This is a genomic window from Dactylosporangium sp. NPDC051541 (assembly GCF_044454505.1).
Taxonomy (GTDB): Bacteria; Actinomycetota; Actinomycetes; order Mycobacteriales; family Micromonosporaceae; genus Dactylosporangium.
This window is the reverse complement of sequence record NZ_JBITDU010000001.1, coordinates 1,317,887-1,337,541: the sequence shown is the minus strand read 5'-3', so window position 1 is coordinate 1,337,541 and position 19,655 is coordinate 1,317,887. Positions and strand designations below refer to the sequence as shown.

At 72.3% G+C, this 19,655-nt stretch carries 15 protein-coding genes; 9 read left to right on the top strand and 6 right to left on the bottom strand.

The features are described 5' to 3' along the window. Positions 1-55: 55 nt before the first annotated feature. The gene (locus tag ACIA8L_RS06115) at positions 56-658 is read right to left on the bottom strand and encodes an AAA family ATPase (protein WP_395900963.1); all 603 of its coding nucleotides are present in this window, start codon (positions 656-658) and stop codon (positions 56-58) included. A 462-nt stretch (positions 659-1,120) separates the two neighbouring features. On the opposite strand from ACIA8L_RS06115, the gene ACIA8L_RS06110 reads away from it, so the two are divergent. The 3 genes from ACIA8L_RS06110 (at position 1,121) to ACIA8L_RS06100 (ending at position 5,782) form a co-directional block, all read left to right on the top strand. After that, entirely contained in the window at positions 1,121-4,192 is a 3,072-nt protein-coding gene (locus ACIA8L_RS06110; protein WP_395900961.1) for an FtsX-like permease family protein, read from the top strand. Positions 4,193-4,274: 82 nt separating this feature from the next. Next, positions 4,275-5,132, top strand: coding sequence for an ABC transporter ATP-binding protein (locus ACIA8L_RS06105; protein ID WP_395900959.1), 858 nt, complete (start codon positions 4,275-4,277; stop codon positions 5,130-5,132). Beyond that, entirely contained in the window at positions 5,129-5,782 is a 654-nt protein-coding gene (locus ACIA8L_RS06100) for an ATP-binding cassette domain-containing protein (protein WP_395900957.1), read from the top strand. The genes ACIA8L_RS06105 and ACIA8L_RS06100 overlap by 4 nt, the downstream gene beginning before the upstream one ends. 114 nt (positions 5,783-5,896) lie before the next feature. Here the strand turns inward: ACIA8L_RS06100 and meaB are convergent, their stop codons facing one another. After that, the gene (meaB, locus tag ACIA8L_RS06095) at positions 5,897-6,859 is read right to left on the bottom strand and encodes a methylmalonyl Co-A mutase-associated GTPase MeaB (protein ID WP_395900954.1); all 963 of its coding nucleotides are present in this window, start codon (positions 6,857-6,859) and stop codon (positions 5,897-5,899) included. After that, positions 6,856-8,043: an acetyl-CoA C-acetyltransferase gene (locus ACIA8L_RS06090; RefSeq protein ID WP_395900951.1), complete on the bottom strand. Its 1,188-nt coding sequence runs from the start codon at positions 8,041-8,043 to the stop codon at positions 6,856-6,858. The genes meaB and ACIA8L_RS06090 overlap by 4 nt, the downstream gene beginning before the upstream one ends. 76 nt (positions 8,044-8,119) lie before the next feature. Between ACIA8L_RS06090 and mce the strand changes: the two genes are divergently transcribed. From mce to ACIA8L_RS06070, 4 genes are all read left to right on the top strand, one after another. Beyond that, positions 8,120-8,587 (top strand): methylmalonyl-CoA epimerase, encoded by a 468-nt coding sequence (mce, locus tag ACIA8L_RS06085; protein ID WP_395900949.1) that lies wholly within the window; start codon positions 8,120-8,122, stop codon positions 8,585-8,587. A gap of 42 nt (positions 8,588-8,629) precedes the next feature. Beyond that, positions 8,630-9,961 (top strand): crotonyl-CoA carboxylase/reductase, encoded by a 1,332-nt coding sequence (ccrA, locus tag ACIA8L_RS06080; protein WP_395900946.1) that lies wholly within the window; start codon positions 8,630-8,632, stop codon positions 9,959-9,961. A 149-nt stretch (positions 9,962-10,110) separates the two neighbouring features. Next, positions 10,111-11,352: a cell division protein DivIVA gene (locus ACIA8L_RS06075; RefSeq protein ID WP_395900944.1), complete on the top strand. Its 1,242-nt coding sequence runs from the start codon at positions 10,111-10,113 to the stop codon at positions 11,350-11,352. Positions 11,353-11,469: 117 nt separating this feature from the next. Beyond that, entirely contained in the window at positions 11,470-13,749 is a 2,280-nt protein-coding gene (locus ACIA8L_RS06070) for a hypothetical protein (RefSeq protein ID WP_395900941.1), read from the top strand. A gap of 684 nt (positions 13,750-14,433) precedes the next feature. On the opposite strand, the gene ACIA8L_RS06065 is transcribed toward ACIA8L_RS06070, so the two are convergent. Genes ACIA8L_RS06065 through ACIA8L_RS06055 form a run of 3 tightly spaced genes read right to left on the bottom strand, consistent with a single transcriptional unit; the run spans position 14,434 to position 17,098 of the window. Next, positions 14,434-15,066 (bottom strand): PIG-L deacetylase family protein, encoded by a 633-nt coding sequence (locus ACIA8L_RS06065; protein ID WP_395900938.1) that lies wholly within the window; start codon positions 15,064-15,066, stop codon positions 14,434-14,436. Further along, positions 15,063-15,857, bottom strand: a complete 795-nt coding sequence (locus ACIA8L_RS06060) for a sugar phosphate nucleotidyltransferase (RefSeq protein WP_395900935.1) — start codon at positions 15,855-15,857, stop codon at positions 15,063-15,065. Before ACIA8L_RS06060 ends, ACIA8L_RS06065 begins: the two co-directional genes overlap by 4 nt. 8 nt (positions 15,858-15,865) lie before the next feature. Next, the gene (locus ACIA8L_RS06055; RefSeq protein ID WP_395900933.1) at positions 15,866-17,098 is read right to left on the bottom strand and encodes a methyltransferase domain-containing protein; all 1,233 of its coding nucleotides are present in this window, start codon (positions 17,096-17,098) and stop codon (positions 15,866-15,868) included. Between the two features lie 234 nt (positions 17,099-17,332). On the opposite strand from ACIA8L_RS06055, the gene ACIA8L_RS06050 reads away from it, so the two are divergent. After that, on the top strand, positions 17,333-18,364 hold the full coding sequence (locus ACIA8L_RS06050; RefSeq protein WP_395900930.1) for an NAD-dependent epimerase/dehydratase family protein: 1,032 nt from the start codon (positions 17,333-17,335) through the stop codon (positions 18,362-18,364). Then, positions 18,361-19,554, top strand: a complete 1,194-nt coding sequence (locus tag ACIA8L_RS06045) for a methyltransferase domain-containing protein (RefSeq protein WP_395900927.1) — start codon at positions 18,361-18,363, stop codon at positions 19,552-19,554. Before ACIA8L_RS06050 ends, ACIA8L_RS06045 begins: the two co-directional genes overlap by 4 nt. Positions 19,555-19,655: the final 101 nt, after the last annotated feature.

Below are 19,655 nucleotides of genomic sequence, written 5' to 3'. Positions count from 1 at the left end.
GCCGCCACCCCGCTCCCGCGCGGCTTCCTCGCGGCCGCCACGCCGTCCTCGGCGGTCAGCTGTGCGGGAGTTGCCCGTGCAGGCTCTCGGCGAGGGAGGGCCAGAATCGCCTTGCCCAGTCGAACCAGCTCGCATCCCCGGGCGGCGGCGCGGGCGGACGCGAACCGGAGAGCTCGCCGGCGTCAGGCACCTGGAACTGCTCCCGCCACGGGTCGAGCTCCGCCTCGGCCATGGGAAACGTCTGCTCCGGCGTGTGTTCCCAGCGGTCCTGAATCCGGCTCCATTGCACGTCGCGCTCCACCGGCAGGTACACGATCTCGCATGACGCTCCCACCGCAGCGGCCATCCAGCGCAGGGCCGAACGCTCGTCGCGCGACCACAGTCCGAAGTCCAGAACGACACTGAGCCGCAGGCGCAGCGCGTCGACGGCCAGCGCGATGAGTCGCCCCTCCAGCCGCCACCGCATGCCGCCGGGCTCCTGGTGACGGTCTTCCTGGCCGAAGATGGAGAGCGCCCAGTCGTCGGGGGTGAGCCGCAGGGCCCCACGCTCCTCCGCCAGCTCCCGCGCTCGAAACGTCTTACCCGCCCCGGGAAGACCGACCATCAGGAACAGCGTCGGGCGATCGGCCGCACGCGCATCCCGCACCGCCTCATGCACGCGCTCCATGGTGCACGCCCCCGCCGACGACCATTCGCCCGCGCGCCGCCCGAGCCGCCGCCCCCGAGCCCCGCACACCACTCCACGCGGCCCCGCGACGTCCAGCGCCCGGGCGCCGGCCCCTTGCGCTCGGGGTTCGTTTGCGTCCGTGCCTCCATCTGTGTCGCGTCCGCGCGGTGCTGCTGGGGCGCCGCGTTGTGCCGGATCGAGGTCGTTCCCGAGCTGATCGCGTGCGCGCGGATGCGTCTGCCTCGACCCCGTAGCCGGGCGCGCGACAGCGAAGGTAAAGGCCGACCTCCCGGCCGCGGTGGAGACGCAGCGCGGATTGTGGCTCAACCCCTTGAAGGCCGCAACGGCCCGACGCGGACCGTGAGGGGGTGCGGGTGGAGGCGAAGCCTCCCCAGCCCGCTGTTCAGGAAACACAGCTGCCGGGAAGTACAGTCTGGCCGTTAACCTTCCGGCTTGATCAGCTCATTGGGGGCCCGCGTGACGGCTTGGACCGTCATGTTGCGTGGTATTCGGTATCGGGGCGGGCGGTCGGTTGTCGTGTTCCTGGTCGCCGTTGTGGCGACCACGGCGGCCGTGCTCACCCCCGCGTACAGCCGGGCCGCGCAGCAATCCGTCCTCACCGACGGGCTCGGCACCGCGTCCACCGACGCGACCGGGCTCACCGTCGGGGCGACGGGTACGAAAGACAGTGCCGCGTTTCTGGACCTGGCCGAGATCCGGCTGGCCATGAACGCGGCCTTGGACAAGGACGACCGGCTCGACGAGCGGCTCGACCGGCCCGTCGCGGCCATCGACACGGAGGTCACGTTCGCGCAGACGGGGGCGAAGCTCGCCTACCGGCAGGACGTCTGCGCGCAGCTCGCGCTCGTCGGCGCCTGCCCGGACAATCCGGGCGAGGTCGCGGTCAGCAAACGGACGGCCGACGCGCACCGGCTCAAACCCGGCGACGTCATCGCCGTGCACCTGGGTCCGGTCCCCGGTGGCAGGGACAAAAGCTTCAAGATCTCCGGGGTGTACTCCCCGCACGACGCGAACGCCGCGTATTGGGGACGGACCGCATATTTCAGCGCCGGCGCCGACGGTGCCGGGGAGCGCGCGGACGCGCTGTTCAGCCTCACCGAGGACGATCTGCGGGCGGAGCCGACGGCGACGTTGACGACCCGGCTCGAGTATCCGCTGCGCGCCGACCGCGTGCACCTGGATGACGTCGCCGGGCTGCGGCAGGACCTGCAGGCGCTCGGGGACGCGATGCGCGGGCGCGAGCTCGAGGTCACCACCACGCTGCCGGCGGTGCTGCGGGACATCGACACAGATCAGCGGGCGATCGCGCGGACGGCGCCCGTCATCGCAGTACCCCTGCTGCTGTTGTGCTGGTTTGTGCTGTTTCTGCTGGTCGCGTCGCTCACCGAGGAGCGGGGGCCGGAGATCGCCCTGGCGAAGCTGCGCGGGTATCCGGCCGGGCGGGCGGCGCGGTTCGGGCTCGGGGAGATGCTGCTGCTGACGGCGGCCGCGGTACCGGTCGGGCTGGTGGCCGGGCTCGGGCTCGTCCAGCTGGCCGCGGACCTGCTGCTGGCGCCCGGGGTGCACGCGGAGGTGCGCTGGCCGGTGTTCGCGGCGGCCGGGATCGCGCTGGTGGCCGGGGTCCTCGCCGCGCTGCTGGCGGCCCGGCGAACCCTCGCCCGGCCGGTGCTGGGGCTGCTGCGGCGGGTGCCGGCCCGCGGCGGGTGGCGCGCGGGCGCGGCCGAGGGGGTGGTGGTGGCGCTCGCCGCGGCCAGTCTCGTCGCGGCCGCCGGGGACCGGACGTCGCCGCTGGCCCTGCTGGCCCCGCCGCTGCTGGCGCTGGTGCTCGGGGTCGCGGCCGCGCGGCTGCTCGGGCTCTGGTCGGCCGCGCGGCTGCGGCTGGCCCGGCGCCGCGGGCGGATCGTGGCGCTGCTGTCCGCGGCCCAGCTGTCGCGGCGCCCGGGCGGGGGGCGGCTCGTCGTCGTGCTCACGGTGGCCGTGGCGCTGCTGTCCTTCGCGGCCACCGCGTGGGACGCGGCCGCGCGGGCGCGCGGGGATGCGGCCGAGGACGCCGTCGGGGCCGAGCGGGTCTACACGGTCAACGCCGCGCACCCGGACGCGCTCGAGGCGGCGCTGGCCCGGGCCGACCCCGGCAAGCACGCGATGGCGGTGGTCCGGGCCAGCCAGCGCTTCGACAACAGCCCCATCGAGCTGCTGGGCGTCCAGGCCGACCGGCTCGCCGACGTCGCCTTCTGGCGCGGGCACTCCCGCGACCAGGTGGGCGGCCTCGCGGCCCGGCTGCACCCGGCGGCCGCCGAGCCGCTGCGGCTGGGCCCGGACCTCGGCGCCGAGGTGACCGTCGACGCGCTGCCGGCCAGGCCCGCGCTGCGCCTCGCCGCGGTCGTGGCCAACCCGGGGCAGCCCCCGCGCACCGTGACCCTGGGCGCCCTCGCGAAGGGCACGCGGACATACCACGCGGCGCTCACCGGCTGCACGACCGAGTGCCGGCTCATCGGGCTCGCGGTCGGGCGGGCGGCCGGCGGCAGCGACCCGTTCGCGGTGACCGTCGCCGTGCACACCCTCACCAGCGACGGCCGGCCGCTCAGCCCCGGCTTCGACCAGGCCGGGCGCTGGCAGGCCCGCCCGGGCGCGAGCGGCGGCGCGACCGTCACCGTGCGCGCGGGCGCGGCGCTGGGCGTCGACGTGTCCGGGGCCGACCCGGCCGACGCGGTCGTCGAGCATGTGGACACGCCGGACGCGCTGCCCGCGGTCCTGGCCGGGGGCGCGCCGGCCGACGACGCCCGCGCGGGCGCGTTCAGCCTGCCGGGCTTCTCCGACCAGCCACAGCCGTTCACGGTCGCGGCCCGGACCGACAGCCTCCCGCGGGCCGGCCACCGCGCCCTGATGTTCGACCTCGACTACGCCACCCGGATGGCCGAGCGCAGCGCCAGCCTGGCCGACAACGGCGGCCTCCGCTACGAGGTGTGGGCCGGCCCGGGCGCGCCCGCGGACCTGGCCGCCCGGCTCGGCGCCCAGGGCATCCCGGTCCTCGCGACGGAGTCGGTCACCGGCTACACCGACCGGCTGGCCCGGCGGGCGCCCGCGCTCGGCCTGTGGCTGTACCTGCTGGCCGGGGGCGCGGCGATCCTGCTGGCGCTCGGGGTGGTGCTGCTGAGCGCGTACGTCGGGGTGCGGGCCCGCCTGTACGAGCTGGCCGCGCTGCGGGTCGCCGGGGTGCGGGCCGGGCCGCTGCGGCGGGCGGTGTTCCGGGAGTACCGTGCCCTGCTCGGCCTGCCCCTCGTGGTCGGGCTGGCCGCGGGCATCGTGGGCGCGCTGGTCATGCTGCCGGGGATACCGCTGGTGACGGCCGGTGCGCCGGCGGGCTCGTTCACGTATGAGCCGGGCCTCGGCGCGCTGCCGATCGCCCTGGCCGTGACCGTGCTCGGCCTGCTGCTCACGGTGCTCTTCGTGCTCAGGCTCCTCGGCCGGGCCACGCCCCTGCGGCTCAAGGACGGCGGGCAGTGAGCGGTACGAAGCGAAGCGTAGTGGCCGCGCACCCGAGACGCGGCGAACTCGCGCCGTCGCCGGAGCTTGCGGAGGTGGCGGCGTGAGCGAGGGACTGAGCGTCACGTGCCGGGGGTTGGTGTACATCTACCGCCTGGAGGGCTACGACGTCGTCGCCCTGTCCGGGGTCGACCTGGACATCGCGGCCGGTGAGTCGGTGGCGCTGCTGGGGCCGTCCGGTTCGGGCAAGTCGACGCTGCTGTCCCTGCTGGCCGGGCTGCTGCCCCCGGCGGCCGGGCGGCTCACCGTCGGGCGGCACGACCTGGTCCGGGCGACCCCGGCCGAGCTGCAGGCGATGCGCGCGGCCGACGTCGGGGTCGTGCTGCAGGGGGCCGGGCGCAACCTGCTGCCGTACCTCACGGCCGAGCAGAACGTCCGCTTCGCCCAGCGCGGCGTCCCCGCCGAGCAGCGCCGATCGCTGCCGGACCCGCGCGAGGTCCTGTCGTCGGTCGGCTTGACCGGCCGCGGACGCAACCGGCAGCGCCCGCAGCGACTCTCTCCTGGTGAGCGTCAGCGGTTGGCGCTCGCCGTGGGGCTGGCCGGACGGCCGGGCCTGCTGCTCGCGGACGAGCCGACCAGCCAGCTCGACACCCGGACGCGCGACGAGGTCCTCCTGGCCCTCGACGCCGTCCGCCGGGCGGGCACGACCGTGGTGGTCGTGACCCACGACCCGGACGTCGGGCGCAGCATGGCCCGGACGGTCACCATCCGCGACGGCCGGGTCGGGGCGGAAGGCCGCCGCGGAGAGGACTACGCGGTCGTGGGCCGCGACGGTACGGTGCATCTGCCGCAGGACGTGCTGCGCATGCTGCCGCCGGGGACACTGGTCGGCGTCGAGCCCCAGCCCGACGGCACGGTGCTGCTGGTCCCGGCTCGAGCCAACGTGGAGGGTGTGCAGTGAAGACGCTGACGGTCGACGGGGTGACGGTCGCGTACGAGCGGGACCACCCGGTCCTGAACGACGTTTCGGTGGTGGTCTCACCGGGCCAGATCCTGGCCGTGACCGGCCCTTCCGGCGCCGGTAAGACGACGCTGCTGTGGGCGATGGCGGGCCTGCTGCGCCCGGCCGCGGGGAGCGTGTCGGTCGACGCGACCCCGCTGCGCGACCGCGACCACGCCGTGTCCGAGCGGGTCGTGCTGATCCCGCAGGACAACGGCCTGGCCGCGATCCTCACCGCCCAGGAGAACATCCAGGTCGCGATGATCGCCGGCGGCTCGGCCCCGGCCGACGCCCGCCGGGCCACGGTCTCCTCCCTGGAGCGCCTGGGCCTGGCCGGCCAGGCCGACCAGCTGGTCGAGGAGCTCTCCGGCGGTCAGCAGCAGCGCACCGCGATCGCCCGCGGCATCGCCCTGCACGGCGACATCCTGCTGGCCGACGAGGTGACCAGCGAGCTGGACGCCACCAACCGGCAGAAGGTGATGGAGCTGCTGCAGGAGGAGGCGCGGCGGGGCGCGGCGGTCGTGTTCGCCACCCACGACCCGGAGGCCGCGGCCGCCTGCGACCGCGAACTCCACCTGTCCGACGGCGCCGCGGAGCTGATCCGCGGCTGACTCACGCCCAGCCCAGGCGCAGGCCCGGGTCAGGACCGGCTGACCGGGCCACGTGGTCCGGGGCCAGTCCCCATGTGCGGACGCGGCCGGTCGTTCGCCGGCCGCGCTTGCGTATCAGCTCAGCCGGGCCAGGAGGGTGTCGGCGGCCGTGTAGGGGTCGAGGCGACCCTCGGCCACCTCGCGGGCCAGGGTGCTCAGGGTGTCGCCGGTGCGCAGGTCCTGCATCCGGGCGCGCAGGGTGCCCAGCGCGATCGCCTCCACCTCCGCCTCCGCGCGGCGGACGCGGCGGGCCGCCAGAGCACCTGACGTGACGAGATGCGAACGGTGGGCGTCGACGGCGTCCACCAGTTCGCCGATGCCCTCGGCGCGGGCGGCCACGCAGCGGACCACGCGCGGGCGCCACTCGCCGGGGGCGCGGTCACCCAGGCCGATCATGCCCTGGATGTCGCGGTAGGTGGCGTCGGCGCCGTCGCGGTCGGCCTTGTTGACCACGAAGACGTCGGCCGTCTCCAGGACGCCCGCCTTCGCGGCCTGGATCGCGTCGCCCATGCCCGGGGCCAGCAGGACCACCGTCGTGTCGGCCAGGCCGGCGATCTCGACCTCGGCCTGGCCCACGCCCACGGTCTCGATCAGCACCGGGTCGCAGCCGGCGCCGTCCAGGACCCGCGCCGCCTGGGGCGTCGCGGCGGACAGGCCGCCCAGGTGGCCGCGGCTGGACATCGAGCGGATGTAGACGCCGGGGTCGGTGGCGTGGTCCTGCATCCGCACCCGGTCGCCCAGGATCGCGCCGCCCGTGAACGGGCTGGACGGGTCCACCGCCAGCACACCCACGCGGCGGCCGACCTTGCGGTAGGCGGCCACCAGCTCGTTGGTGGTCGTGGACTTGCCCACGCCGGGGGCCCCGGTCAGGCCGATGACCGCGGCCCGGCCGGTGTGCGGTGCGAGGGCGGCGGCGATGTCCGGCAGCGCCGTGTCGCCGTCCTCGACCAGGCTGATCAGGCGGGCCACCGCCCGCGGGTCGCCGTCGCGGGCGGCGGCGACCAGCGTGGGCACGTCGCGGGAGCGGCGGAGCGTCACCGCGTGGGCACTCGCAGCAGGAGGGCATCGCCCTGGCCGCCGCCACCGCACAGGGCGGCCGCGCCCAGGCCGCCACCGCGCCGGCGCAGCTCCAGGATCAGGGTCAAGGCCAGGCGGGCGCCGCTCATGCCGATCGGGTGGCCGAGGGCGATCGCGCCGCCGTTGACGTTGACGATGGCCGGGTCGATGCCGAGGTCGGCGGTGGACTGCACGCCGACGGCGGCGAAGGCCTCGTTGATCTCGACCAGGTCGAGGTCCTCGACGCTCAGGCCGGCCTTGGTCAGGGCGTGCTTGATGGCGTTGGAGGGCTGGCTGGTCAGGGAGTTGTCGGGGCCGGCGACGTTGCCGTGGGCGCCGATCTCGGCGATCCACTCCAGGCCCAGCTCCTCGGCCTTGGCCTTGCTCATCACGACCACCGCGCAGGCGCCGTCGGAGATCGGCGAGGAGGTGGCGGCGGTGATGGTGCCGTCCGCGGTGAACGCCGGGCGCAGCTTGGCCAGGGTCTCGACCGTCGTCTCGGGGCGGATCTGCTCGTCCTCGGTGACCAGGATCGGCTCGCCCTTGCGCTGGGGGATCGCCACGGGGGTGATCTCCTCGGCGAAGTGGCCGTTCTTCTGCGCGGCCGCGGCCTTCTGGTGGCTGGCCGCGCCGAACGCGTCCTGGGCCGCGCGGGTGATGCCGAGCCGGGACACGTGCCGCTCGGTCGACTCACCCATGGAGACCTGGTCGTACGCGTCGGTCAGCCCGTCCAGGGCCATGTGGTCCTTGATCACGACGTCGCCGTACTTGTAGCCCTGCCGCTGCCCCAGGAGCAGGTGCGGCGCGTTGGTCATCGACTCCATGCCCCCGGCCACGACGATGTCGACCTCGCCGGCCCGGATGAGCTGGTCGGCCAGGGCGATCGCGTCGAGGCCGGAGAGGCAGACCTTGTTGATCGTCAGCGCCGGGACATGCATGGGGATGCCGGCGCCGATCGCGGCCTGGCGGGCGGGGATCTGCCCGGCCCCGGCCTGCAGCACCTGGCCCATGATCACGTACTGGACCCGCTCGGGCGCGACCCCCGAGCGCTCCAGGGCGGCCTTGATGGCGACCTCGCCCAGTTTGGTGGCCGGAAAGTCCTTGAGTGCACCGAGCAGGCGGCCCATCGGCGTGCGGGCGCCGTTGACAATCACCGACTGAAACATCGCTAAAGGGCCTCCGAGAGAAGGTTCACAGCCGTGGCGGTACGGCCTGAACGTTGGATAAGCCCAGAATATCGCCATGGACACCGCCGACCAGAAGTTGGATATATCACCCATCGGCATCCAGCGGATCGACCACGTCGGCATCGCCGTGGCCGATCTCGACGAGGCCATCGCGTTCTACGCCCGGGTGTTCGGGATGCGCTGCGTGCACGAGGAGGTCAACGAGGAGCAGGGCGTGCGCGAGGCCATGCTCTCCGTCGGCCCGACCACCGCCGGGGGCTGCCTGCAGCTGCTCGCCCCGGTGTCGCCGAGCTCGACGATCGCCAAGTTCCTGGACCGCAGCGGGCCGGGGATGCAGCAGCTGGCCTACACCGTCACGGATGTCGACGCGGCCTGCGCGGCACTGCGCGAGCGCGGGGTGCGACTGCTGTATGACGAGCCTCGGCGCGGTACCGCCGGAAGTCGTATTAATTTTGTGCATCCCAAGGACGCCGGGGGCGTATTGGTGGAGCTGGTCCAACCAGCTGATGGAATTTCTCACTAGGCTCTGCCGCCAATAAGCTACCGGCCAGTAACCTCCGGGCCCATGCAGAAGATTCTCGATGCGATCATGCAGGCGGAAGGGGCGGCCGATCCGGCGGCCGAGCTCCGGGCGGTCGCGGCGCTGCCGGTGCCGGAGAGTTACCGGGGCGTCGTCGTGCGGGCCGACGAGGCGAGCATGTTCGACGGGCTCGACACCGGGGCGAAGGACCCGCGGCAGTCCCTGCACGTGCAGGAGGTCCCCACCCCCGAGGTCGGGCCCGGCGAGGCCCTGATCGCGGTCATGGGCAGCGCGGTCAACTACAACACCGTCTGGACGTCGATCTTCGAGCCGGTCTCGACCTTCGCCTTTCTGCGCCGCTACGGCCGGGGCCATGATCGGCCCTATCACGTCGTCGGTTCAGACGCGGCGGGAGTGGTACTGCGTGTGGGCCCCGGCGTCACCAGATGGCGGCCCGGCGACGAGGTCGTGGCCCACTGCCTGAGCGTCGAGCTGGAGGAGGCGGCCGGCCACGACGACACCATGCTCGACCCGCAGCAGCGGATCTGGGGCTTCGAGACCAACTACGGCGGCCTGGCCGAGCTCGCCCTGGTCAAGGCCAACCAGCTGATGCCCAAGCCGGCCCATCTGTCGTGGGAGGAGGCGGCCTGCCCCGGCCTGGTCAACTCGACCGCCTACCGCCAGCTCGTCTCCCACCACGGCGCGCGGATGAAGCAGGGCGACACCGTGCTCATCTGGGGCGCCTCCGGCGGCCTGGGCTCCTACGCGGTGCAGTTCGCGCTCAACGGCGGGGCGACGCCCATCTGTGTGGTTTCGAGCCCGCGGAAGGCGGAACTGTGCCGGGCGATGGGCGCCGAGCTGGTGATCGACCGGTCCGGCTTCCGCTTCTGGAGCGACGAGCAGACCCAGGACGTCTCGGAGTGGAAGCGGTTCGGGGCCGAGATCCGCGCGCTCACCGGCGGCGACGACCCCGACATCGTCTTCGAGCACCCGGGCCGGGAGACGTTCGGCGTCAGCGTCTATGTCGCCAAGCGCGGCGGCACGATCGTGACGTGCGCTTCCACCTCCGGCTACCTGCACCAGTACGACAACCGGTATCTCTGGATGCACCTCAAGAGGATCATCGGCAGCCACTTCGCGAACTATCGCGAGGCCTGGGAGGCCAACCGTTTGATCGCGCGGGGGCGCATCCACCCCACCCTTTCCCGGGTGTACCCCCTGGAGCAGACCGGGCAGGCCGCGGCCGACGTGCACCGCAACCGGCACCAGGGCAAGGTCGGCGTCCTGGGCCTGGCCCCGGCCGAGGGTCTGGGCGTGCGTGATCCACAGCTGCGGGCCCGGCACGAGCTCGCGATCAACCGGTTTCGAAACCGTTAGGGACCGTTCGTCCGGGTCCGCCGACACGCCCATAAAGCGTGACAAAAACGAGGCGTGTCCTGGCCAGGGAAAGTTGACCATGAGGTGCGTACGGAAGATAGCCGTTCCACCCTTGCGAACTCCCCCGGGTGGTCTGCAAGTATGTGCCAATGCCCCAGCAGCAGTCCTCGGTTGATTTCTTCCAGAACGGCTCTGATCACGAAGAGCTGAGTGTCGTCCTGCGCGGTTACGACCGCCAGCAGGTCGACAGCAAGCTGCAGCGCCTCAACGCGCAGCTGCAGCAGGCCAGTCAGGCCCGCGAAGAGGCCGAGGGCCGCCTCGCCGAGGCCCAGCGCCGGGTCCGTCAGGCCGAGCAGCGGCTCGGTTCGATGGAGCAGAAGCTCAGCGACACCAACAAGCAGCTGGAAGAGAACAACCGGCCGACGCTGTCGGGCCTGGGCACGCGGGTCGAGCAGATCCTGCGCCTGGCCGAGGAGCAGGCCAACGACCACCGGGGCGAGGCCAAGCGCGAGTCCGAGGGCATCATCTCCGCGGCCCGGCTGGAGGCCCGCGAGATCACCGACAAGGCCCGCGCCGAGTCGGCCGCGATGAAGGCGACCGCGGAGCGCGAGGCGGGCAACCTGCGCACCGCCGCCGAGCGGGAGGCCGCCGAGGTCCGGGTGCAGGCCCGGCGCGAGGCCGACACGCTGCGGGCCGACGCCGAGCGCGAGACCAAGCAGCTGCGCACCGCCACCGCGCACGAGGTCGCCGAGCTCAAGGCGACCGTCGAGCGCGAGGTCGCGACGCTGCGGGCGACCGCCGAGCGGGAGATCACCCAGCTGCGGGCCAAGGCCGCGCGCGAGGCCGAGGAGAAGCGCGCCGAGGCGACCAAGCTGCTCACCGACGCCCGCGACAAGCGCGACAAGGACCTGCAGTCCCTCGCGCTGGAGATCGCCGAGCGGCAGGAGAAGGCCGAGCGCGACGAGTCCGCGCGCCACGCCTCCGCCGTCTCCGCCACCCAGAAGCTGGTCACCGAGGCCGAGGGGCGCGCCCGGGCGGCCGAGGACCGGGCCAAGGAGATCGAGCAGCGCGCCGAGACCCGCCGGGTCGAGAGCGAGCGGGCCGCCGCCGAGACCATCGACAAGGCCAAGAACCTCGCCGACAAGACCGTCAACGAGGCCCGCGCCGAGGCGCACCGCCAGCTCAGCGAGGCTCGGGCCGAGGCCGAGGACACCACCAACCGCGCCCGCCGCGAGGTCGAGGACCTCACGCGCCAGAAGGACGCGGTCACGTCGCAGCTCGGGCAGATGCTCTCCGGCCTGGCCGGCATCATGCCGGCGGTCGGGCAGGCCCAGGGTGGCGGCGACGCCAAGAAGGGCAAGTCCGGCGAGGGCGAGAAGGTCTCGGCGTAACGGCCGTTCAGGTTCCGAGACTTCTCCCAGCCAGTTCACGGGGAGTTCGATCGCAGGTCCCGTCACGCGCAGTGTGTAATTGCGCGTGGCGGGACGTTGCGTGTGAGGATAGGTGTTATGTCAGACGGCGGTGACCTCTTCAACTCGGGCACAGGCGTGTCCTCGGAACCCGACTTCGAGACGGCGATCCGGGGCTACCGGCGCGACCAGGTCGACAAGTACTGGACGCAGTCCGAGAACGAGATCGCCGCCCTGAAGGTGGAGAACGAGGAGGTCTGGGGCCAGGTCCAGGCGCTCGCCTCCCAGGTGCAGGACCTCCAGATGGAGATCGCCGAGCTGCGCCGGCACGCGCCCGGCCGCGGCGAGGTCCTCTCGTTCCGCCACCTCGGCCCGCGCGTCGAGCAGATCCTCGCCCTCGCCGAGGACCAGGCCGCCGACATCCGCACCGGCGCCGTGCAGGAGATCTCCGGCCTGCGCGCCGAGGCCGAGCGGCTGCTCTCCGAGGCCCGCAGCCGCGCCTCCAAGGCCAACGAGGACTTCGAGCTCGCCCTGGCCGCCCGCCGGTCGGAGGAGGAGCGCTCGGTCGCCCACCGCCGCCAGTCCCTGGACGCCGAGGCCCGCTCCATCGAGGAGCGCTCCACCCACGCCCGCGGCGAGGCCGAGCGCATCGTCGCCGCCGCACAGGCCGAGGCCCAGCGCATCGCCCAGGCCACCACCGCCCAGCTCGCGCAGGCCCGGGCCGAGGCCGAGCAGCACGCCCACGGCGTGCGCACCGCCGCCGAGCAGCACGCCGCCGCCGTCAAGGCCGAGGTCGACCAGCACGCCCACACCGTGCGCGCGGCCGCCGAGCAGGAGACCGCCGGCGCCAAGTCGCACGCCGCGGCCCTCATCGCGCAGGCCCAGGAGCAGGCCGCCACCCTGGCCGCCCAGGCCAAGCACGAGGCCGACACGCTCGCCGCCCAGACCCAGCAGGCCGCCGCCGCGGTCGCCGCCAAGGCCCAGGAGGCCGCCGAGGCGGTCGCCAAGCAGGCCCAGGAGCACGCGGCCACGATCGCGCGGCAGGCCCAGGCGGCCGCCGACGCCCTGCTGGCCCAGGCCCAGGCCGCCGCCGCGGAAGCCGCCGAGCAGGCCCGCCTCCAGCTCGAGGCCGACACCACGGTCGCCAAGCAGGCCGCCGACACCGAGGTCGCCACCCACCGCGAGACCCTCCAGCAGCAGCTCGCCGACCTGCGCAGCGCCCACGAGGCCGAGCTGGCCGAGCAGCGCGCGGCCGCGTCGACCGAGGCCGACTCCCTGCGCACCGCCGCCGCGGCCGAGGCCGACTCCCTGCGCGCGGCCGCCGCCACCGAGGCCGACACGCTGCGCGCCGAGGCCGCGACCCACGCCGAGACGGTCCGCACCGAGGCCGCCACGCACGCCGAGTCGCTGCGCACCGAGGCGACCACGCACGCCGAGTCCCTCCGCGCGGAGGCGACCACGCACGCCGAAGATGTCCGCACGAAGGCCGCCACCGAGGCCGAGGCCCTGCGCGCCGCGGCCAAGGCCCAGGACGAGGCGGCCGGCACCGCGGCCGCGGCCGCGCTGGCCGCCGCCCAGGCCGAGACCGCCGAGATCCGTGCGGCCGCGGACCAGGAGGCCGAGACCTTCAAGACCCGCATCACCGCCCTGGAGGCGGAGGCCGACTCGCTGCGCGCGGCCGCCGCGGACGCCGAAACGCTGCGCGCCACGGCCGCCGAGGCCGACTCCCTGCGCACCGCCGCCGCCGAGGCCGAGACGCTGAAGGCCAAGGTCGCATCGCTGGAAGCCGAGCTGGCCGAGGCCAGTTCCACCGCCGCCGACGCCGACACCTTGAAGGCCGACGCGGCAGCCTTGCAGGCGAAGGTCGCCGCGCTGGAGGCCGAGTCCGCCGCCGCCCGGGCCGCCCTGGAGCTGGCCAAGACCGAAGCCGCCGAGGCCCGCAAGGCCGCCGAGGCCAGGTCGTCCTCGTCCGAGGTCCAGCAGGCCACCACCACCATCACCACGGACGCGCAGGCCGCCGCCGCCGACGCGAAGGCCGCCGCAACGGACACGCAGGTCACCGCCACGGACGCGCAGGTCACCGCCGCCGACGCGAAGGCCAGCACTACGGACGCGAAGGTTGCAACGGACACGAAGGCTCCTGCCGAAGCGAAAGTGGACGGCGCGAAGGTCGAGAACGTCGAGGCCAAGCCCAGCGCGAACGGCAACCGGCCCAAGGCGAAGCCCCAGCCCCCGGCCAAGCCCGCCAATGCCACCGCCGCGACCGCAGCCGCGACAACCGCGACAACCGCGGCCACGACCGACGCCGACACCGACACCGACGAGCCGGTCGAGTCCAGCGAGGAACTGACCTCCGCCACGGCCAACGGCACTCGCTGACGATCGCGTCACTCCGGGCTCGAGCGCCCCGCCGAGGTCCACACCCGCAAAGCTCCCACCGGCCGCAACGCACACCAACGCGCGTTGCGGCCGTTCTGTGTGCCGTCCACTGGAGCGCCGCCCCGCCAACCTCCCAAGACGACGGCCCAAGTTCCCCTGCAGACCCGCGCCCAAGAGCTCTCAGGCACCCCCGCAGACCTACGGGCCCAAAAGTCCTCAGCCATCCCCGCCCGCGCGGCGGCTCGGCGTCATCGCGTCGTCACGGAATGCGCTGCGTCGACCTTGCTACGCACCGGTACGTTGCGGGCGCCCCGAACGCGCGCCACACTTCCAGCAAATCCCGCCGATTCCGACACAACCGAAATAAGGTATAAATCCGAAAAATCGTGGCGAGGAACGAGTCATGATTTTTCGGCGCACACCGGCAGGCACACACCGGCAGGCACACACCGGCAGGCACACACCGGCAGGCGCACACCGGCGAGCACGGACGGCACCAGCACGAGAGCCAGATCGCGAGATCGTGACCGGCATGAGCGGCCAGGTGAGAACGCGCCGACACGGAACCGCCCCGCCAGACCGGTTAACGGTGGCGGGGCGGCTGCTGCTGGGTCACTCCTCACGGCATCGCGCTGCCGGCGAGGATCGCGAGGGGGTGTGGGTGGAGGCGCGCCTCCCCCTCAATCAGAAATACAGCACCGACTTGGTGACGGTGTAGGCCTCGGCGTAGTGGGAGCGGCACTCCATGCCGCGGATGCGGGCGAGGCCCAGGAAGACCTCGTCGTCCCACCAGTCGCGGGCCTTCTGGGACGGGAAGTGTTCGTGCAGCAGCGACACCTTGCGCCGGCCCTGGTCCGGGGTCAGCGGCACGTAGACGTTGCGGCGGGACAGGTCGCCGTCCCACTTCGGGATCTCGTAGTGCAGGACCAGGGAGTTGCGGAACGCGGTCGAGGCGAGGCCGCCGAGCAGGCGGTGGTCCTGGTGGGCGTCGTCCGTCGCGGGGGCGAGGACCACGTCCGGTACCCCCGAAGCAGCTGCCGCCTCGACGATCTCCTTGGTCTCGTTCCAGTGTGCGGGGAGCCGGCCGTCGGGCAGGTCGTGCAGGTGGAACGTGAGCGCCGCGGCCTGGGTGAGGAAGGCCGACGCGGCCGCGCGCGCCTCGGCCTGGCGGGCCGGGGCGCCGGTGGCCAGGACGTAGTCGACGGTGACGCCGGCCGGGAGGGAGAGCAGCAGGCCGCCGGCGGCGATCTCGATGTCGTCCGGGTGGGCGCCCAGGGCGACGACGGACCGCACGCCGGCCAGGTTGAAGCCGATCACGAGGCCGGGCCCCGCACGTTGTCCCACAGCATCCACGGGCAGCTGCCGCTGTTGTAGGCCTCTTCCATCTCGGCCCGGTCCTTGAACGTGTCGACCGCGCGCCAGAAGCCGTCGTACTGCTGGGCCATGAGCTTGCGTTCGGGGATGAGGCGGTCGAAGGCCATGGGGACCATGTCCTCGCCGTCGCGGAGGGCGTCGAAGATGCCCGGGCGCATGATGAAGTAGCCGCCGTTCTCGAACGTCAGCAGCTCCTTGAAGTCGCGGACCTGCGTGACCGCGCCATCGTCGTCCATCTCGACCACGTGGTGGGTGGAGACGGTCGGCACGGCCAGCATGCTCGCGGTGGCGTCGGAGCGGCGGAACCGGTCGATCATCTCCGGCAGCGGCGCGTCGGTGAGCGTGTCGGCGTAGTTGGCCATGAACATCGGCTCGTCCTCGACGTACTTGCGCACGCGCATGAGCCGCTCGCCGATCGACGCCTTCAGGCCCGTGTCGATGAACGTGATGTTCCAGCCGGTGATGTCCGTGGAGAACAGCTGGACGTCGCGGTCGCCGCCGTTGAGCGTGAAGTCGTTGGACAGCGTCTCGTCGTAGTGCAGAAAGTAGTCCTTGACGACCGCGGCGCCGTAGCCGAGGGCCAGGATGAAGTCGGTGTGTCCGAAGTGCGCGTAGTACCGCATGACGTGCCACAGCAGCGGCCGGTCGCCGATCAGTGCCATGGGCTTCGGGACGTTGCTGCCACCCTCGCGCATGCGCATGCCGAGGCCACCGCAGAACAGAACGACCTTCATGGCCGGTATTACCCCTCTACCTCGAGTGCGGGGATCGGGTACACGAGCTTCCCGCCCCAGTCCTTGACGTGGGACAGCTGCGCGCTGATCTCGGTGCGCAGGTTCCAGGGCAGGACCAGGACGTAGTCGGGCCGGTCGGCTTCGATGCGCTCCGGCGCGTGGATGGGGATGTGCGTGCCCGGCAGGAACATGCCCTGCTTGTGCGGCGAGCGGTCGACCGTGTACTCGACCAGGTCCTCGCGGATGCCGCAGTGGTTGAGCAGCGTGTTGCCCTTGCCCGGGGCGCCGTAGCCGACGACCCGCTTGCCCTCGGCCCGGGCCCGCATGAGGAACGTCAGCAGGTCCTTCTTGATCGTGAAGACCTCGTCGGCGAAGCCCTGGTGGCCCTCGAACGTGTGCAGGCCGGCCGCGGCCTCGGCCTCCAGGAGGGTCTTGACGGCCAGCGACGGCTCGCCCGCGTGCTCCGTGTGCTTCGCGTGGACCCGCAGCGAACCCCCGTGCGTCGAGAGCTCCTCGACGTCGACGACCGTGAGCCCGCCCTTGGCCAGGGCCCGGGAGGCGGTCAGCAGCGAGAGGTACTGGTAGTGCTCGTGGTAGATCGTGTCGAACTGGCGCCGCTCGATCAGCCGCAGGAGGTGGGGGAACTCCAGCGTGACCAGGCCGTCCGGCTTGACCAGGTTGGCCAGGCCCTGCGAGAACCCGATGATGTCCGGAATATGCGCGTAGACGTTGTTCGCGGCGACCAGATCGGCCCGCCCGTATTGTTCGGCGACGGCCGTTCCCGACTCCGGCCCGAGGAAAGCGACTTCCGTCCGAACGCCCTTTTCGCGGGCGACCGCAGCGACATTTCCGGCGGGCTCAACGCCGATCACCGGAATACCGGCGGCCACAAAATGCTGGAGAAGGTACCCATCATTACTGGCCACTTCGGCGACCAGGCTGTCGGCCGTTAGGCCGAGCTTCTCGGTCATCGCGACCGCGTAGCGGCGGGCGTGCTCGACCCACGAGGTCGAGTAGGACGAGAAGTACAGGTAGTCGGAGAAGATCTCCTCGCCGGCGACGTAGGCCGGGAGCTGCACCAGCAGGCATTCCCGGCAGATGCGCACGTGCAGCGGGTAGAACGTCTCGGCAGCGTCCACTTTGTCCGCCGGTACGTAGCTTTCGCAGAGGGGAGACATCCCCAGGTCGACGAAGGTCTCGGTGAGTTCCGCCCCACACAGGCGGCACGAGACAGCGGACATGCGTTCCCCCTCAAAGTCGGTCGCGCTAGGCTGCACGCCGGACAGCACAACCCGAGCGCCGCCACAAACGACCCCCGTGCGACGCGCAAGCTTAGCTGCGGACGCGAAAGAAACTAGCGGCTCATCGCGCCCGACGGTAAACGACAAAGTAAAAAGTCCGACAGACGACTCTGAGGCCGAATTTCATGGCTTCTAGACTCGACTTCCACCCGCCGAACGTCCGGGAGCTAGCTCATGCGCGTACTCGTCACTGGCCACGACGGATACATCGGCAGCGTGCTGGTGCCGATACTCCGCGAAGCCGGGCACGAGGTGGTCGGCCTCGACACGGGACTCTTCGCGGACTGCGTCCTGGGCCCGGCGCCGGAGGAGGTGAAGACCCTCCGCGTCGATCTGCGTGACGTCGAGCCCGAGCACGTGACCGGCTTCGATGCCGTGATCCACCTCGCGGCCCTGTCGAACGACCCGCTCGGCAACCTCGACCCCGACCTGACCTACGACATCAACCACCGCTCGACGGTGCGGCTGGCCCGGGCCGCGAAGGCCGCCGGGGTCCAGCGCTTCCTGTTCTCGTCGTCGTGCTCGCTGTACGGCAAGGGCGAGGACGACACCCCGTTGGACGAGACGGCCGGCTTCAACCCCGTCACGCCCTACGGCGAGTCGAAGATCCTCTCCGAGCAGGGCCTGCTGGAGCTGGCCGACGACGACTTCTCGCCGGTGTTCCTGCGCAACTCCACGGCCTACGGCTTCTCCCCGCGGCTGCGCGGTGACCTGGCCGTCAACGACTTCGCCGCGCACGCGCTGCTGACCGGCCAGGTCGTGCTGCTCTCCGACGGCATGGCGTGGCGGCCCCTGATCCACATCAACGACATCTCGGCGGCGTTCCTGGCACTGCTCGAGGTCGAGCGCGAGCGGACCCACGGCAAGGCCTTCAACATCGGCCGGACCAGTGAGAACTACCTCATCCGGGACGTGGCCAACATCGTCGCCGAGATCGTGCCCGGCAGCGTGCCGACGTTCGCCGAGGGCGCCGGGGCCGACCTGCGCAACTACCGCGTGACGTGCGACCTGATCGAGCGCGAGATCCCCGAGTTCCAGCCGCGGTGGAACGTGCGCCTCGGCGTGGAGCAGCTGGTCGAGAACTACCAGCGCTACGGGCTCACCATCGAGCAGTTCAAGAGCGAGTCGCACCAGCGGATCAAGCGGATCAAGTCGCTGATGGACGCGGGCCGGCTCAACGACAAGCTGCGCTGGACCAACGCGTGAGCGCGCCGGGGAACCACCGCACCTGCGACGCGTGCGGCGAGGACCAGCTGGTCCCGTTCGCCGACCTCGGTGAGATCCCGGTGCTGTGCGGGGTGCACTGGGAGGCCCACGGCGACGCGGTCGCCTCGCCGGTCGGGCGGATGGAGCTGGCCGCGTGCCCGCGCTGCGCCTACGTGCGCAACGTCGCCTTCGAGCCGGAGAAGCTCGTCTACGACACGACGATGGACACCAACCTGCACTTCTCCCCCGCGTTCCAGAAGTTCTCGGCCGAGCTGGTGCAGAGCCTCAACGACCGTTACGACCTCGGCGGCAAGCTGGTCCTGGACATCGGCTGCGGGCAGGGCGAGTTCCTGCGCGAGCTGGTCCACGTCAGCGGCGGGCGCGGGGTCGGCTACGACGCCATGTACGCCGGCGTCGAGGGCGAGCAGGACGGCGCCACGTTCCACGCCGGGTTCGCGCCGCGCGGCTCCGGGCTGCCGGCGTACGACTTCTTCACCTCCCGGCACTGGTTCGAGCACATCGACGACCCCTACGAGTTCCTGGTCGACCTGCGGGAGCAGGCGAACGGGCGCGAGGTGTTCGGCTACGTCGAGGTCCCCGACGCGGTGTACGACCTGGCCACCGCCGGCTGGGAGGTCATCTACCCGCACGTGTCGTACTTCGACGCCTACAGCCTGGCGATGATCTTCAGCCGCGCGGGCTGGACGGTGGAGTCGACCGGCACGCTGTTCTCCGGCATGTTCCGCTACATCGAGGTGTCGGCCAACCGGCCGCGCTCGCAGGGGCACGCGGCCTACACCGGCGAGCTGCCCTCGCTGCGGGCGCGGGACAAGCAGCTGGCCGCGATCGCGGGCTTCGCCGAGCGCCACCACGCCGAGCGGCAGCGGTGGCGGGACACCATCGCCCGCCTCGACGCCGAGGGCGCCAAGCCGGTGCTGTGGGGCGCCGGGTCGCGCGGCGTGCAGTTCCTCACCCTCGCGGACCGGGAGCTGGCGCTGGCCGGCGTCGTCGACCTCAACCCGCGCAAGTGGGGCCGGTTCCTGCCGGTCACCGGGCACCGGGTGGAGCCGCCGTCGACGCTGACCACGCTGCAGCCGAAGGCCGTGATCATCACCAACCCGGCATACAGGGAAGAAATCGGAAAATCGCTTGCCGATCTGGGCGTGACGGCGGAAATCCTCGTCGCTTAGCAAAAACAATGCACCGAAGGCCCGGCATTCACCCGAATGCCGGGCCTTCGCGCGTCAGGAACGCGACAGATCCAAATGCATTGTTGCTGGCTAGAGTGACG